Origin of the sequence: Pseudomonas sp. 18-147, from assembly GCF_051048045.1 — a bacterium.
Lineage (GTDB): Bacteria > Pseudomonadota > Gammaproteobacteria > Pseudomonadales > Pseudomonadaceae > Pseudomonas > Pseudomonas aeruginosa.
On sequence record NZ_CP182296.1, the window covers coordinates 5,574,937 to 5,589,619 of the forward strand.

The 14,683-nt window shown below is 64.8% G+C and carries 15 protein-coding genes; 5 read left to right on the forward strand and 10 right to left on the reverse strand.

Translation table 11 applies throughout. The features are described from left to right. Nucleotides 1-69 precede the first annotated feature (69 nt). The 4 genes from ilvC to ACM0M4_RS26455 all read right to left on the reverse strand — a co-directional run bounded on the left by ilvC (nt 70) and on the right by ACM0M4_RS26455 (nt 3,908). Complete coding sequence (gene ilvC, locus ACM0M4_RS26440; RefSeq protein ID WP_003095066.1) at nt 70-1,086, reverse strand: ketol-acid reductoisomerase; 1,017 nt, start codon at nt 1,084-1,086, stop codon at nt 70-72. A gap of 42 nt (nt 1,087-1,128) precedes the next feature. Next, nucleotides 1,129-1,620: an acetolactate synthase small subunit gene (gene ilvN, locus ACM0M4_RS26445; protein WP_003095069.1), complete on the reverse strand. Its 492-nt coding sequence runs from the start codon at nt 1,618-1,620 to the stop codon at nt 1,129-1,131. A 2-nt stretch (nt 1,621-1,622) separates the two neighbouring features. Continuing rightward, entirely contained in the window at nt 1,623-3,347 is a 1,725-nt protein-coding gene (locus ACM0M4_RS26450; protein WP_003095071.1) for an acetolactate synthase 3 large subunit, read from the reverse strand. Between the two features lie 288 nt (nt 3,348-3,635). Further along, nucleotides 3,636-3,908, reverse strand: a complete 273-nt coding sequence (locus ACM0M4_RS26455) for a hypothetical protein (RefSeq protein ID WP_153549457.1) — start codon at nt 3,906-3,908, stop codon at nt 3,636-3,638. Between ACM0M4_RS26455 and ACM0M4_RS26460 the strand changes: the two genes are divergently transcribed. Beyond that, the gene (locus tag ACM0M4_RS26460) at nt 3,898-4,350 is read left to right on the forward strand and encodes a DUF4124 domain-containing protein (protein WP_003095076.1); all 453 of its coding nucleotides are present in this window, start codon (nt 3,898-3,900) and stop codon (nt 4,348-4,350) included. The two genes, ACM0M4_RS26455 and ACM0M4_RS26460, sit on opposite strands and share 11 nt — an antisense overlap. A gap of 107 nt (nt 4,351-4,457) precedes the next feature. Here the strand turns inward: ACM0M4_RS26460 and ACM0M4_RS26465 are convergent, their stop codons facing one another. From ACM0M4_RS26465 to mrcB, 3 genes are read right to left on the reverse strand one after another with little or no spacing between them, the layout of a single operon-like run. Beyond that, complete coding sequence (locus ACM0M4_RS26465) at nt 4,458-4,787, reverse strand: YqcC family protein (protein ID WP_003123490.1); 330 nt, start codon at nt 4,785-4,787, stop codon at nt 4,458-4,460. Next, on the reverse strand, nt 4,787-5,566 hold the full coding sequence (lpoP, locus tag ACM0M4_RS26470) for a penicillin-binding protein activator LpoP (RefSeq protein ID WP_003116066.1): 780 nt from the start codon (nt 5,564-5,566) through the stop codon (nt 4,787-4,789). Before lpoP ends, ACM0M4_RS26465 begins: the two co-directional genes overlap by 1 nt. A gap of 16 nt (nt 5,567-5,582) precedes the next feature. Next, nucleotides 5,583-7,907 carry a penicillin-binding protein 1B gene (mrcB, locus tag ACM0M4_RS26475; RefSeq protein ID WP_003111352.1) on the reverse strand — a complete coding sequence of 775 codons (2,325 nt, stop codon included), beginning with the start codon at nt 7,905-7,907 and terminating at the stop codon, nt 5,583-5,585. Between the two features lie 212 nt (nt 7,908-8,119). Here mrcB and ACM0M4_RS26480 point away from each other — a divergent pair, with 212 nt between their 5' ends. The 4 genes from ACM0M4_RS26480 (at nt 8,120) to cbpA (ending at nt 11,522) form a co-directional block, all read left to right on the forward strand. Further along, nucleotides 8,120-9,682 carry a bifunctional aminoglycoside phosphotransferase/ATP-binding protein gene (locus tag ACM0M4_RS26480; RefSeq protein WP_003111353.1) on the forward strand — a complete coding sequence of 521 codons (1,563 nt, stop codon included), beginning with the start codon at nt 8,120-8,122 and terminating at the stop codon, nt 9,680-9,682. 91 nt (nt 9,683-9,773) lie between these two features. After that, a complete protein-coding gene (locus ACM0M4_RS26485; RefSeq protein WP_003095090.1) occupies nt 9,774-10,121 on the forward strand; it encodes a pentapeptide repeat-containing protein in 348 nt (115 codons plus the stop codon). Nucleotides 10,122-10,346: 225 nt separating this feature from the next. Beyond that, nucleotides 10,347-10,619: a TfoX/Sxy family protein gene (locus tag ACM0M4_RS26490; RefSeq protein ID WP_003095094.1), complete on the forward strand. Its 273-nt coding sequence runs from the start codon at nt 10,347-10,349 to the stop codon at nt 10,617-10,619. A 105-nt stretch (nt 10,620-10,724) separates the two neighbouring features. Next, a complete protein-coding gene (cbpA, locus tag ACM0M4_RS26495) occupies nt 10,725-11,522 on the forward strand; it encodes a cAMP-binding protein CbpA (protein WP_003095096.1) in 798 nt (265 codons plus the stop codon). Between the two features lie 463 nt (nt 11,523-11,985). Here cbpA and ACM0M4_RS26500 read toward each other — a convergent pair whose 3' ends face one another. The 3 genes from ACM0M4_RS26500 to ACM0M4_RS26510 are packed head-to-tail and all read right to left on the reverse strand — an operon-like array spanning nt 11,986 to nt 14,634. Next, nucleotides 11,986-12,873: a ChaN family lipoprotein gene (locus tag ACM0M4_RS26500; RefSeq protein WP_023129122.1), complete on the reverse strand. Its 888-nt coding sequence runs from the start codon at nt 12,871-12,873 to the stop codon at nt 11,986-11,988. A 10-nt stretch (nt 12,874-12,883) separates the two neighbouring features. Beyond that, nucleotides 12,884-13,651 carry a heme ABC transporter ATP-binding protein gene (locus ACM0M4_RS26505; protein WP_023129123.1) on the reverse strand — a complete coding sequence of 256 codons (768 nt, stop codon included), beginning with the start codon at nt 13,649-13,651 and terminating at the stop codon, nt 12,884-12,886. Further along, nucleotides 13,651-14,634: a FecCD family ABC transporter permease gene (locus ACM0M4_RS26510; RefSeq protein ID WP_003121063.1), complete on the reverse strand. Its 984-nt coding sequence runs from the start codon at nt 14,632-14,634 to the stop codon at nt 13,651-13,653. Before ACM0M4_RS26510 ends, ACM0M4_RS26505 begins: the two co-directional genes overlap by 1 nt. Between the last annotated feature and the right edge of the window lie 49 nt (nt 14,635-14,683).

The window sequence follows — 14,683 nt, forward strand, 5'->3', positions numbered from 1 at the left end:
ACCAGATCGCCAGGCAAGAACGAAAAAACGCGGCCGGGGCCGCGTTTCTTCGTCTGTCGCCGGAGCCGCTTAGTTCTTGCTCTTGTCGACGATCTTGTTGGCTGCGATCCACGGCATCATCGCGCGCAGCTTCTCGCCGATCTGCTCGATCGGGTGAGCGGCGTTGTTGCGGCGGTAGGCAGTCATCGACGGGTAGTTGGCCGCCCCTTCGGTAATGAACATCTTCGCGTACTCGCCGTCCTGGATGCGCTTCAGGGCGTTGCGCATGGCAGCACGGGACTCGGCGTTGATCACCTCCGGACCGGTTACGTACTCACCGTATTCGGCATTGTTGGAGATGGAGTAGTTCATGTTGGCGATGCCGCCTTCGTACATCAGGTCGACGATCAGCTTCAGCTCGTGCAGGCACTCGAAGTAGGCCATTTCCGGCGCGTAACCGGCTTCGACCAGGGTTTCGAAACCGGCCTTGACCAGCTCGACGCAACCACCGCAGAGAACGGCCTGCTCACCGAACAGGTCGGTTTCGGTCTCGTCCTTGAAGGTGGTTTCGATGATACCGGTACGACCGCCGCCGACGCCGCAGGCGTAGGACAGGGCGACGTTCTTGGCGTTGCCGGAAGCGTCCTGGTAGATGGCGATCAGGTCAGGGATGCCACCGCCCTTGACGAACTCGGAACGCACGGTGTGACCCGGGGCCTTCGGCGCGATCATGATCACGTCGAGGTCGGCGCGCGGGACGACCTGGTTGTAGTGGATGGAGAAGCCGTGAGCGAAGGCCAGGGTGGCGCCCTTCTTCAGGTTCGGCTCGATCTCTTCCTTGTACAGGCGGCCCTGGAACTCGTCCGGGGTGAGGATCATGACCACGTCGGCTGCGGCGACGGCGGTCTTCACGTCGGCAACCTTCAGACCGTGCGCTTCGGCCTTGGCCACGGTGGCGGAGCCGCTACGCAGGCCCACGGTGACGTCGACGCCGGAGTCCTTCAGGTTGCAGGCATGGGCGTGGCCCTGGGAGCCGTAGCCGATGATGGCAACTTTCTTGCCCTGGATGATCGAGAGGTCACAGTCTTTATCGTAGAAAACGCGCATGGGAATTCCCCTTCAGTAAGGCCTCGCGGGCCTGCTTTCAGTTCAGATGCTCAGAGTCTTGTCGCCACGGGCGATGCCGGTGACGCCACTGCGGACCACTTCCAGGATCGACGCGGTGCCGATGGCCTGGATGAAGCTGTCCAGTTTGTCGCTGGTACCCGCCAGTTGCACGGTATAGACGCTACTGGTGACGTCGACGATCTGCCCACGGAAGATATCGGTGGTGCGCTTGACCTCGGCGCGCTGGGCGCCCGTGGCCTTGACCTTCACCAGCATCAGCTCGCGCTCGATATGGGCGCTTTCCGACAGATCCACCAGCTTGACCACTTCGATCAGCTTGTTGAGGTTCTTGGTGATCTGCTCGATCACCTCATCGTGCCCCACGGTGGTCAGCGTCAGACGCGACAGGGTCGGGTCCTCGGTCGGCGCCACGGTCAGGCTTTCGATGTTGTAGTTGCGTTGGGAGAACAGGCCGACCACACGGGACAATGCGCCTGGCTCGTTTTCCAGCAGCAGGGAAATGATGTGTCGCATGATCAGGTACGCTCCGTCTTGCTCAGCCACATGTCGCGCATCGCGCCGTCACGGATCTGCATCGGATAGACGTGTTCGCTGGCGTCCACCTGGATGTCGAGGAAGACCAGGCGATTCTTCATGGCGAACGCCTCCTCCATCTTCGGCTTCAGATCCTTCAGGTCGGTGATGCGCATGCCGACATGCCCGTAGGCTTCGGCAAGCTTGACGAAGTCCGGCAGGGATTCCATGTAGGAATGCGAATAACGGCTGTTGTACTGCATGTCCTGCCACTGGCGGACCATGCCCAGGGCACCATTGTTCAGGTTGACGATCTTCACCGGCAGGTCGTACTGCAGGCAGGTAGACAGTTCCTGGATATTCATCTGGATACTGCCCTCGCCGGTCACGCAGGCGACATCGTCGTCCGGGAAGTTGAGCTTGATGCCCATCGCCGCCGGGAAGCCGAAGCCCATGGTGCCGAGACCGCCGGAGTTGATCCAGCGATTGGGCTTGTTGAACTTGTAGTACTGCGAGGCGAACATCTGGTGCTGGCCGACATCGGAGGTGATGAAGGCATCGCCATGGGTAACCTCGTAGAGCGTCTCGATGACGGTCTGCGGCTTGATGATGCTGCCGTCGCCCTTGTCGTACGGGAACAACCCACGGTTACCACGCCACTCGTCGATCTGCTTCCACCAGGCAGCCTGGGCATCCTGGTTCGGGGTCTCGCCGATTTCCCTGACGATCGCGACCATTTCGGTGAGAACGCTGTCCACCGGGCCGACGATCGGGATGTCGGCCTTGATGGTCTTGGAAATCGACGCCGGATCGATGTCGATGTGGATGATCTTGGCGTTCGGGCAGAACTTCGCCGCGCCGTTGATGACCCGGTCGTCGAAACGCGCGCCGACCGCGAGGATCACGTCGCTGTGATGCATCGCCAGGTTGGCGGTGAAGCTGCCGTGCATCCCGAGCATGCCGAGGAACTGGCGGTCCGCGCCGGGATACCCGCCGAGGCCCATCAGGGTGTTGGTCACCGGCAGGTTGAGCATCTGCGCCAGCTCGGTCAGCGGCGCCGCGGCATTGCCCATGATCACGCCGCCGCCGGAATAGACCACCGGGCGCTTGGCGGCCAGGAGCATCTCGGCGGCCTTGCGGATCTGTCCCGAGTGACCGCGAACGGCCGGGCTGTACGAACGCAACTTGACCTTCTTCGGATAGGAATATTCGAACTTCTGCGTCGGGTCGCCCATGTCCTTCGGAATATCCACGACCACCGGCCCCGGACGACCGGACTGCGCCAGGTAGAAGGCCTTCTTGATCACCTCGGGAATTTCCGAGGGATGCTTGATGATGAAGCTGTGCTTCACGATCGGCCGGGAGATCCCGACCATGTCGGTTTCCTGGAACGCATCGGTACCGACCATGTTGCTCGGCACCTGGCCCGACAGGATCACCATCGGGATGGAGTCCATGTATGCGGTGGCGATACCGGTGATGGCGTTGGTCGCGCCCGGGCCGGAAGTCACCAGCACGACACCGGGCTTGCCGGTGGCGCGGGCGTAGCCGTCGGCCATATGGGTAGCCGCCTGTTCGTGGCGCACCAGGATGTGGGTCACGTCGTGCTCCTTGAAGAGCGCGTCGTAGATATGCAGGAGGGCACCACCCGGGTACCCGTAGATGTACTTAACGCCTTCGTCGCGCAACGAGCGGACGACCATTTCAGCGCCAGATAAAAGCTCCACGTTTTCACCTCTAGAACGCTATACGGCCACCCAGGGGCGGGCGACCGAAATTCGGTTGGCTGCCCGGCAGAGCATGGGTGACGGTAGTCACCGGCTACGTCAACTGCCGATTGAGCAAACTTGGAAGGGCGCCTGGTGTTACGGAGCTCTTCCACCCAGCGCGAGGTAACGCGAAGCAGGGTGTAACTTTCGGCGCGGGTAGGCACCTCATGGTCTGCCGGAGAGGGGACTGGGTTGCAGACGGCCCGCTACAGCGAGCTTGGATTCTTCGCATTCGTCGAACGCAAGTCAAGCTTTATTCTGAAAATTATCAAAAAAAATTCCAAGGAAGCTGCCATACCCTTCCATAAAAAAGCTGATCAATGACCAAAAACAGATTTTATGGCTATAAAATTCCGATTTAGAGCAAACTTTTCCAAAATGCCCATGATTCCCGCGAGGACTTGCCACGGCGAGGCCGTCTCCGGCGGCGGTTGTGATGCCGTGCAGCATGCCGCGCTGGCGGATTTGGTTATAGTTAGCCGCAGTTAGCGCATTCCAAGGACTCCGCATGCGACGCATGATCCTCCCGGCCAGCTTGTTGCTCGCCCTCTCCTCTTTCGCCATGGCCGCCCCGATCTACAAATGGGTCGACGCCGAGGGCGTCACCCACTTCGGCGCACAACCGCCGCAAGGTGCGCAAGCGACCACGGTGAATACCCAGACCGCCCCGCCGCCGGACAACTTCCCCCTGCCCCCCTCGACACCGGCACCGACCATCCAGCAGAAACCGGCCGATCCCGAGCAGAAGGCGATCGACGACAAGGTGAAGCAGCAAGTGGCGAAGGAAGAGGCCGAGCGCAAGCAGTTCTGCGAAGAGACCCGCAACAACCTCGCGCAACTGAAGAACAACCCGCGCGTAAGGGTCGACGAAGGCAAGGGCGAACTCCGTCGCCTCGGCGAGGAAGAACGCCAGGAGCGAATCGCCAAGGCCGAAAAGGCGATCCAGGAGAATTGCCGCTGAGGCGAACACAGCCCCGTCCCGCAGCATGGGGCTGATCCGACTCTCCGCCTTGCTTGAAGCAAAGAAAAACCCGGCCTGTAGCCGGGCTTTTCTTTACTGCCGAAGTCTCATGACGGCCCGCCGATCAGCCGGTCGAACTCGCCAAGCGCCGCCAGCAGGCCGGCGACTTCCTCGCCACGCTGCGCATAGGCCACCTCGGCCATGGCCAGGATACCCGAGGCTTGCGGCAAGGCGCTGTCGCTTTCGAGAATCAGCTTCATCCGTGGCAGGAAGATCCATTGCAGCCATTGCTCGAGCGCCAGCGTATCCACGCAGAACGGCTCGGGGCTGGCCAGCGCTTCCGGGGCGGGGCGGCTTTCGCTCCACCAGCCGAGGGCACGCAACTCACGCTCGATCAGCAACAACTGGTCGGCCAGCGCATAGACCCGTCGATCCATCAGGAGCTGACCTTGGCCTTCTGCCGGGCCAGCGCAGCGCCGGCGGAGTCTCCCTGCTTCTCCCGCGCCTGGGCGATCAGTTCCCAGAGCCCGGCCTGCAAGGCCGGCCGGCCATTGGCGTAGCTCAAGCCACGGCGCGCGACCTGCTCGGCCTGGGCCGCATCGCCCTGGGCCAGGCGCACCTGGGCCAGGCGATAGAGCACCTGCGGCTCGCGCGGAGCGATGCGCTGGGCTCGCTCGAGGCTGGCGGCGGCGCTGTTCAGGTCGCCGCTGCCCTGCTGTTGCTGGGCGGTTGTGAGCATCGCCAGGACCGGCCCGTCCAACTGCTCGTCGGCCGCCAGGCTGCCGGCCGAGCCGGAGGCCGGAATGCCGGTGGGCGCGGAACGACTGGCGCCGCTGGGCGGCATGTTGTAGCTGCCACCCAGCGGTGGCGTGGAGGCGCTGCTGGGCGGAGCCTGGTACTGGGTGCCGGTGCCGAGCGGAGCGCTGCTGATCGGCGCGGCGCCGGACTGCGCCGGGAAAGTCTGGATCGGTGCGGAATTGGCGCCCTGCGGCACCATCACCACCACGCCGGAGTCGCCGCCCTGGGGAATGCCCTGGGTGGCGGCGCCTTGCTGGGTACGCGGTACCTGGGTACGGGTGATGCGGAAACCGCCGCTTTCCTGGTTGGAAACCGGAGTGCCGGAATCCACCACCGGGATCGCCCCATGCTGCGGGCTGGCACAGCCCGCGAGCAGGGCACTGCCGGCAAGCGCGGCGAATACGAAAATCTTCTTCACGTCAGGTCCTCTCGGATCAATTCAGCCAGCCACGTACCCAGTCCATCACCTCGCCGGCGGGGTTCTGGCTCCCGCAGCCTGGGCCCTGGGCGGGCTCGCTGCCACGAATATAGGGCATCTGTACGGCATTCGGGCAATCCGCCGCCGAGCCCTGCCCGGTCTGCGCGTCGACCCAGGCCATCACCACGTTCTCCGGCATCGGCATTTCCAGCGATTGCGGATGCGCCTTGCGCATGAAGCTGGCCCACACCTGCAAGGCACCGGTGGCGCCGGTAAGCGGCGTCTTGCCGTTGTCGTCGCGACCGAGCCAGACCACAGCCTGGAGGTCGCCGCCGAAACCGGAGAACCAGCTATCGCGCGAGTCGTTGCTGGTGCCGGTCTTGCCGGCGAGGGTCAGCGACGACGGCAATTGACTGTACACCGAACGCCCGGTGCCTTCGCGCATGACCCGTTGCATGGCGTTCTGCACCAGGTAGACGGCGCCCGAGTCGAAGCGCTGTTCGACCTGGAACGGATAGCGCTTGAGCGGCTGGCCGTCGGCAGTGAGGACGCTGCGGATCCCCCGCAACGGCGTGTTGAAGCCGCCGCTGGCGATGGTCTGGTACATGGTGGCGACCTCCATCGGACTGAGCGAACCGGCGCCCAGCAGCATCGAAGGATAGGCCGGCCAGTCACGGTTGATACCCAGCCGGGCGACGGTCTGCAGCACGTTGGGCACACCGACGTCGAGGCCGAGCTTGGCGGTGGACAGGTTGTAGGAGTTTGCCAGGCCCTGGTACAGGAAGATCGTGCCATGCGAGCGCCGGTCGTAGTTCTGCGGTCGCCAGACCTGGCCGTCCTGGCCTTTCACCGCGAAGGGCTCGTCCTGCACCCAGGTGGTCAGGGTGTACTTGCTCGGCCGCTCGAGAGCGGTCAGGTAGACCGCCGGCTTGATCAGCGAACCGATCGGCCGCACCGCGTCCAGGGCCCGGTTGAAGCCGGCGAAGCGCGGGTCGCGACTGCCGATCAGGGCCTGGATCTCACCGGTTTCCGGATTGGTCACGACCATCGCCGCCTCGACCTGGTCGACCCCCTTGCGCCCACTGAGACGCTTGAGCGTTTCGTTGACGGAGGTCTCGGCCTTCTCCTGCAGGATCGGATCGAAGCTGGTGAAGATGCGCAGCCCTTCCTCGGTCAGGTCCTCGTCGCGGTAGTCCTGGCGCAACTGGCGCTTGACCAGGTCGAGGAAGGCCGGATAGGAGCTGTCGGCCATGCTGCCCTGCCGGGTAACGCCGAGCGGGCGCTGCTTGGCGGCGTCGACTTCCTGCTGGGTCGCCACGCCCTGCTCGGCGAGCACGTCGAGCACCAGGTTGCGCCGCGCCAGCGCACGATCCGGGTAACGCCGCGGGTTGAAGTAGGACGGTCCCTTGACCATGCCGACCAGCAGCGCCACCTGGTCGAGCTTGAGCTCGGCCAGCGGCTGGCTGAAGAAATACTGGCTGGCCAGGCCGAAGCCATGGATCGCTCGTTGCCCATCCTGGCCGAGGAACACCTCGTTGAGATAGGACTCGAGGATGTCGCGCTTGTCGTAGTGCAGTTCCAGCAGCACCGCCATCATCGCTTCGTTGATCTTGCGGCTCAGACTGCGTTCGTTGCTCAGGAAGAAGTTCTTCACCAACTGCTGGGTCAGGGTGCTGCCGCCCTGGCGCAGCTGGCCGGCCGTGGTGTTGACCCACACCGCCCGGGCCACGGATTTCAGCGACACGCCATGGTGGTTCCAGAAGTCGCGATCCTCGACCGCGACCAGGGTGTCGATCAGGTAGGTCGGCACCTGATCGAGCTTGACCAGGATGCGATCCTCATGGTGCGCCGGATACAAGCCGCCGATCAGCAGCGGCTCAAGGCGCGCCACCGCCAGTTCCTTGCCGTTGGCCTGGCTCAGCCCGCTGACGTAGTTGCCGTTGAAGCGCACGCGCACGCGCTGGGCCGGTTCCGCGCCTTCGTAGAACTGGAAGCCACGGGTATTGAGTTCGACCGCGCTGGCCGCCACCGATACGGTTCCAGGGCCGCTCACGCTGGGCTCGCGACGGTAGCCGAGGGCGTCGAGTTCGCGCAGGAAGTCTTCCCTGCTCAGCTTCAGGCCGTTGAACAGCTCCAGCGGGCGGGCATAGACCTTCGCCGGGATGGTCCAGCGCCGGCCGGAGAATTTCTCCTGCACCACGGCATCGAGATAGATGGCGAAGCCGGCGAGGAGCACCAGGCCGACGAGGCCGAGCTTGAGAGCCCAGCCGAGCCATTTGTTCAGGCCGGGTGCCGGGCGTGCTTTGCTGTTACGGGAACGGGGGGATCGGGGACGCGTCATGGCGGCGCATTATACGTACTTTATCCACAGCGGACAGACACCGCATCGGCGGCATCCACGGTCTGCGCGGCCCCGGTGGATAGACGCGGCGGCAGCGCGGCGCATTCGACCGGCGATCCGGCAAATGGTTGCTATCCGCCAGCGAGGTTTGCACTGTCACCCCTTCCCGCCATAATGCGGGTTTTCGCATATTTCAGAGGCAAGGATATCCCGTGAGCCAGACCCTGATCGCCGCCCTGCAGAACCCGGCCCTCTACCCCCACCCGGTGGAGCGCTTCGAGGTCATCGAGACGCACATCTCCTGGGTCCTGTTGACCGGTCCCTACGCCTACAAGATCAAGAAGCCGATGGATTTCGGCTTTCTCGATTTCACCAGCTTGGACAAGCGCCGCTTCTATTGCAACGAAGAGCTGCGCCTGAACCAGCGCCTCACCGACGATCTCTACCTGGAGGTCCTGCCGATCACCGGCAGCGAAGAGGCGCCGCGGATCGGCGGCGACGGCGAGGCAATCGAATACCTGCTGAAGATGCGCCAGTTCCCGCAGGACAACCTGCTGGCGGCAATCCAGGGCCGCGGCGAACTGTCCAACCAGCATATCGACGAACTGGCCGAGCAGATCGCGCACTTCCACCAGAACACTCCGAAGGTGCCGCTGGAGCACCCGCTGGGCACCGCCGAGTCCTGCATGGCGCCGGTGCGGCAGAATTTCGAGCAGGTTCGCCCGCTGCTCAAGGACAAGGCCGACCTGCAACAGCTGGATGCCCTCGAAGCCTGGGCGGAAAGCAGCTTCGAACGCCTGCTGCCGGTGCTCCAGGAGCGCAAGGCGAAGGGCTTCATCCGCGAATGCCACGGCGACATCCACCTAGGCAACGCCGCGCTGATCGACGGCAGGGTAGTGCTGTTCGACTGCATCGAATTCAACGAGCCGTTCCGTTTCACCGATGTCTGCGCCGACTTCGCCTTCCTCGCGATGGACCTGGAAGATCGCGGCCTGAAGTGCCACGCTCGACGCTTCGTCAGCCTCTATCTGGAACACACCGGCGACTACCAGGCCCTGGAACTGCTGAACTTCTACAAGGCCTACCGCGCCATGGTCCGCGCCAAGGTCGCGCTGTTCAGCCTCGGCTACCAGACCGATGCCGTGCAGCGCGCCGCGACCCTGCGCCAGTACCGCAACTACGCCAACCTGGCGGAAAGCTACAGCGCCATTCCCTCGCGCTTCCTGGCGGTCACCCATGGTGTCTCCGCGGTCGGCAAGAGCCAGGTGGCCATGCGTCTGGTGGAGGCTCTGGGCGCCGTGCGCCTGCGCTCGGATGTCGAACGCAAGCGTCTGTTCGGCGAGCAGCCGGAACACGACAGGGGCCAGTTCGCCGCCGGCATCTATAGCAGCCAGGCCAGCGAAGCGACCTATGCGCACCTTCACCAGTTGGCCGCGAAGATCCTCCAGGCCGGCTATCCGGTGGTGATCGACGCCGCCTACCTGAAGCAGAATCAGCGCCAGGCCGCTTGCCACATCGCGGAAGAAACCGGCGTGCCGTTCCTGATCCTCGACTGCCAGGCACCCGAAGCGGTGATCGCCGGCTGGCTTGCGCAACGCCAGGCGGAAGGCAAGGACCCGTCCGACGCGACTCTCGACGTGATCCGCACCCAGCAGGCTACCCGCGAGCCGCTGACAGCGGCGGAGACGGTCCAGAGCAAGCGTGTAGACACCCACGACGCGGCCAGCCTCGACGGGCTGGTCGACGGCATTCGCCAGCGCCTGCCCGGTCTCTGAACGAACTGCCACGGCGCCCGCCCCTCCAGGGCGGGCGCCGTGCCGCTGCTCTTCTATACTCACGGCGAGCCTTCTGCGCAGGACGCCGCCCATGAACTCGCCCCGTCAGCTCGACTCGCCGCTCTACCAACTGCTCCACGCCGAAGACATCGAAGGCTTCAACCGACAGAAGCCGGCCGACGGCTGGATCGACCTGGCCGGCGGCGACTTCCGCGGCCTCGACCTGCGTCTGTTGGATGCCGCCCGCGTCGACTTCAGCGATGCCTATTTCCGCGGCGCCGACCTGCGCGGCGTGGATCTGCGCGAGGCGCGCCTGGAGGGCGCCAGCCTGGCCCATGCGCAGATATCCGGTACGTATTTCCCGTTGCGCCTGGCGCCGGACGAGATCCGCATGTCGGTGAACTTCGGCACCCGCCTGCGCTACCTGCCGGAGCCCTGAGAAGCGGAAGGACCACGCCAGGCCACGTTTTGCCGGGAGGCCGCTACACTTCTGGCAGGTACCCGGCCGGCTGAGGATCGGTCCCGGACCGCCTACGCCGGATCGTAAGGGCGAAGGCCGCTCGCGTCGGCCATCTCGCTCCATCGCGCCGGCCCTGTCGGCTCCGGACCGGTTCCAGGCAGTTCCGCGCCATCACGCTTCTGAGCGGCATCGCAAGGACCGACGATGAACGACGAACTGCTGAACCTGAAAAACCTCGGGAAAACCTCGACCCAATGGTTGCATGCCGTGGGTATCCACAGCGCCACCGATCTGCGTCGGCTCGGCTCGGTGGGAGCCTATCGCGCGGTCCGCGCGCGCGGCTTCCGAGCCTCGAAAGTCCTGCTCTATGCCATCGAAGGCGCACTCCTCGACGTTCACTGGAACGAGCTGTCCCCAGACCACAAGGCCGCACTGCTCGGCGAGCTGGAGACTTTCCCCGTGCGAAACAAGAGCTAGCTCACACCTGCCACGGGAAGATATTTACTCCCCCCCGGGCGCCCACCTATCGTCTCGTGGACGTTCGTACCTCCTCTCCCGACCAGGCAGCTCAAGGAAATGGCCATGTATCTACTCGGCGAGCAACCGGCGTATGCCGACCAATTGATCAATCGCCTGCAGGGAATCCCTCACCGCTTGCTCGAAGGCCTGGCACCCAGCGGCCCCGCCCTGGAACTGGAACGTAGCGACGACTTGGAACGCGAGCTGCCCGCCGACCAGGTATTCCTGGTGGAAAGCGGCCTGCTGCATGCGCTGGTCGACGAACGCCCACTGTTCTACCTCCAGGAAGGCGACCTCCTCGGACTTCGACGCGGACTCGAGCTCCCCGCCTGCCGGCATGCCAACGAAGAGCCGATCCGCCTGCTGCCCTATTCGCGCGATGCGCTGCTCCAGCACATCCATGCTGACCAGGAACGTCAGGAACTGCTATTGCAGTACCTGATCGGACAGACTGCCCTGCTCGGCGATGCGCTGGCGCACCTGAAGCAGCCGGAAGTCCGCCCGGCCACCGGCTTCCGCCACTTCGCCGCGGGCGAGGCGCTGATCCGCCAGGGCGACGATGCGGATCATGTATTCATCATCATCGAAGGGCACGCCGAAGCGCTGGTGGACGGCCAGAAAGTCGGCGATGTGCAGAAGGACGAGATCTTCGGCGCCATGGCCGTGTTCACTCGCGAGAAACGCAGCGCCACGGTGGTCGCCAGCGAACCCTGCACGGTGATGGTGATTCCCAAGGAGCAGTTCCTCGGCCTTATGCAGAACAACCCGCGAATCGCCCATAGCCTGATCGAAGGCATGGCCCGGCGGATAGACCTGCTTAACCGGGAAGTGACCCAACTGCGCCTGCGCCGCAGCGCCTGAGGCCCATTCCAGAGGGCTCGCGACTAGCTAGCAGAAAAGTTTGGCGAAAGCGTTTGACATGGAAATGAGAATCATTATTATATCACTCAACTGGTCGCGAGATCAGCCGGTAAGCTGAGAGACCCACGCAGTCGGACTCTTCAGATTATCTCCTCATCAGGCTAATCACGGTTTTTGACCCGGCACTTTGCCGGGTCTTTTTTTGCCTGCGATTCGGCCGGAGACGACCGTTCATCGGCTGGCGATGGAATGAATGAGAACCGGCTTGACCTGATAATGAGAATAGTTATTATTACAACAACTGGTCGCGAGGCCAGCAGGTAAGCTGAGAGACCAAGCAGTCGGACTCTTCAGATTATCTCCTCATCAGGCTAATCACGGTTTCGACCCGGCACTTTGCCGGGTCTTTTTTTGCCCGCGAAAACGTAGCGCGATACACGGCTCCAGGCCTCGCGCCCTTCCTTCAACGTGCCTTCTTCATCTCCGCGCAATAGTCCTTGTCCGGCTGTGCCGGCGTGTACCAGGCGTAGTCGGCCTCACGCGTCGTTACCGCCTGCCCGGCCTCGACCAGCATCAGTACCTGCGCACCCTTCTCCGCACCAAGGTCGCGCAGGTGGACCGGTACGCCGAGGTCGCGCCGGGCGTGGAAGCTGCCGGCGACGAGCATCGCCGGCAGTGGCGCATCGCGAAGACGCTCGGCCATACGGCGGTCGCGTTGCTGCTGGACGGCGAGCATCGCCGGCAATTGATCGTCGGGAAGCATGCCGCAGTGGGATTCGCGAATCTGCGCAAGCAGCGGCAGGCGCACGCTGTCACGCCTGGAGGCCGTTCCGGGAAGCGGCGGTCGCTCCCTGTAGATGCGCATGATCTCGCTCCGCTGGAGGTTCGCCGCCAGCAACGGCGCGGGTTGCGCAACCGTCCAGGACACCAGGGGTCCGTACTGCGTCCAGTCCCAACCTTTCTGCCAGTCCAGGGCCTGCTCCAGGTTCGCCACCGGCTTGCCGGTCCCGAGTTGTGCGCGGACCGCATCCACCCGTGGTTGCTGGCCGGGATCGAGCATTTCCAGCAGCAGGCTGCCCTGTGCCCGATATTCGCCCAGGGCCTGCGCCAGCCACAGTTCCACGGCATGATGATCGGGATTGTCGTGCTTCTCGCCGACGATCACTCGCGGCGCGGCCGCCAGGCGTGCGACCAGTTGCTGCGGGCTCAGCGTCACGCCGCTGCGCAATTCGACTATTCGTCCCGTCTGCGGATCGTCGCGCCCTTCCGGGCTCTGCCAATCAGGCAGCGGCGGCAGTTGGGACTGGCAGCCGCCCAGCAGCAGACAGAAAGCGAACAGGCGAATGCGCATGGCGACTCCTTCAACGGGCGACGATCAGCGGATGACCTCGCTCGGGATGACGCTGGACCAGGACCTCGAGGCCGAACACCGCGCGCAACGGCTCGGGGCGCAGGACTTCCTCGGGCGTACCGAGCAGGTGCGGGCGACCATTCTGCAACAGCAGCAGGCGGTCGCAATAGCGCGCGGCCAGGTTGAGATCGTGGAGGATCACCAGCACCGAGGCACCGCGGCGGGCGAAATCATGCACCGCCTGCAGGGTGGTGTGCTGGTGCAGCGGGTCGAGCGCCGAGGTCGGTTCGTCGAGCAGCAGCACCTGCCCCGGCTCGCCCGGCCACAGCTGCGCCAGCACCCGCGCCAGGTGCACGCGCTGGCGTTCGCCGCCGGACAGCGCCAGGTAGCTGCGCCCGGCCAGATGGCTGGCGTCGGCCGCCGCCAAGGCCTCGGCGACGATCTGCACATCGCGCTCGCGGCCGCTGGAATGGGGCAGCCGACCGAAGCCGACCACCGCCTCCACCGGAAAGGCGAAGCCCAGCGACGAACTCTGCGGCAGCACCGCCAGGCGCTGCGCGCGAGCGACGCCCGGCCAGTCGTCGAGGCCGCGCTCGTCGAGCAGCACCAGCCCTTCGGCCGGCTCCAGTTCGCCACAGAGAGCGCCAAGCAAGGTGCTCTTGCCAGCGCCGTTGGGGCCGAGTACGCCGAGCATCTCGCCAGGCCGCAGCTCCATTTCGAGGCCTTCCAGTACAGTCTTTCCGCCACGGCGGATGGACAGGTTCTCCACGCGCAGCATCAGGCCCGCCCCCGCAATAGCAGATAAAGGAAGAACGGCGCGCCGATCAGTGCCGTGACGATGCCGATCGGCAACTCCGCCGGAGCCAGCGCCAGGCGCGCCAGCAGGTCGGCAAGCAGCAGGAGAATGGCGCCGGCCATCATCGAGGCCGGCAGCAACGTCCGATGATCCGGACCGGCAACCAGACGGATCAGGTGCGGCACCACCAGGCCGATGAAGCCGATCATCCCCGCCGCCGCCACTGCGGCGCCGACGCCGAGGGCAGTGCAAAGCACCAGTTCGGCCTTCAATCGCTCGACGTCGAAGCCCAGGTGACGGGCCTCGGACTCGCCGAGCAGCAGTGCGTTCAGCGCATCTGCCCGGCGCGGTAGCCAGCAGGCCACCAGCAGCGCCACCAGCAGCAGCGGCCAGAGTCGTGGGTAGCTGGCGCCGTTCAGGCTGCCCAGGTTCCAGAAGGTCAGGGTACGCAAGGTGGCGTCATCGGCGAGATAGGTAAACAGTCCGATCACCGCGCCGGACAGCGCGGTCAAGGCGATCCCTGCCAGCAACATGGTGGCCACGCTGGTCTGGCCATCGCGGCGGCCAAGTCGATAGACCAGCCAGGTCACCCCCAGGCCACCGCCGAAGGCGCACAGTGACAGCAGGTAAGGCGCGAGGAACGCCGGCAAGCCACCCAGCGAGGCGCCGAACACGATGGCCAGCGCAGCGCCGAGGGCCGCGCCGCTGGACACCCCGACCAGCCCTGGATCGGCCAGCGGGTTGCGGAACAGGCCCTGCATCGCCACCCCGGACAGCGCCAGCACCGCGCCCACGGCCAGGCCGAGCAGGGTCCGCGGCAGGCGGATCTGGCCGAGGATCATTTCCGCCTGGGCCAGGCCCGTTCCATCGAGCGGCAGCCCGGCCAGGCGCAGCGCGGCGCGCAGGGTATCGCCCAGCGGCAGGCTGACGGGACCGAGGGCGAGGGACAACCAGAGGACCAACACGAGCGAAATCCCCAGCGCACCGAACAGTGCGCGGGGGCGAACAACCGAT

What these genes read in the sequence shown, in the direction of transcription:
- ilvC (WP_003095066.1), bottom strand. Translation starts at nt 1,086, where the DNA reads ATGCGCGTTTTCTACGATAAAGACTGTGACCTCTCGATCATCCAGGGC.
- ilvN (WP_003095069.1), bottom strand. Translation starts at nt 1,620, where the DNA reads ATGCGACACATCATTTCCCTGCTGCTGGAAAACGAGCCAGGCGCATTG.
- ACM0M4_RS26460 (WP_003095076.1), top strand. Translation starts at nt 3,898, where the DNA reads ATGCGACGCATGATCCTCCCGGCCAGCTTGTTGCTCGCCCTCTCCTCT.
- ACM0M4_RS26455 (WP_153549457.1), bottom strand. Translation starts at nt 3,908, where the DNA reads ATGCGTCGCATGCGGAGTCCTTGGAATGCGCTAACTGCGGCTAACTAT.
- ACM0M4_RS26465 (WP_003123490.1), bottom strand. Translation starts at nt 4,787, where the DNA reads ATGGATCGACGGGTCTATGCGCTGGCCGACCAGTTGTTGCTGATCGAG.
- mrcB (WP_003111352.1), bottom strand. Translation starts at nt 7,907, where the DNA reads ATGACGCGTCCCCGATCCCCCCGTTCCCGTAACAGCAAAGCACGCCCG.
- ACM0M4_RS26485 (WP_003095090.1), top strand. Translation starts at nt 9,774, where the DNA reads ATGAACTCGCCCCGTCAGCTCGACTCGCCGCTCTACCAACTGCTCCAC.
- ACM0M4_RS26490 (WP_003095094.1), top strand. Translation starts at nt 10,347, where the DNA reads ATGAACGACGAACTGCTGAACCTGAAAAACCTCGGGAAAACCTCGACC.
- cbpA (WP_003095096.1), top strand. Translation starts at nt 10,725, where the DNA reads ATGTATCTACTCGGCGAGCAACCGGCGTATGCCGACCAATTGATCAAT.
- ACM0M4_RS26500 (WP_023129122.1), bottom strand. Translation starts at nt 12,873, where the DNA reads ATGCGCATTCGCCTGTTCGCTTTCTGTCTGCTGCTGGGCGGCTGCCAG.
- ACM0M4_RS26505 (WP_023129123.1), bottom strand. Translation starts at nt 13,651, where the DNA reads ATGCTGCGCGTGGAGAACCTGTCCATCCGCCGTGGCGGAAAGACTGTA.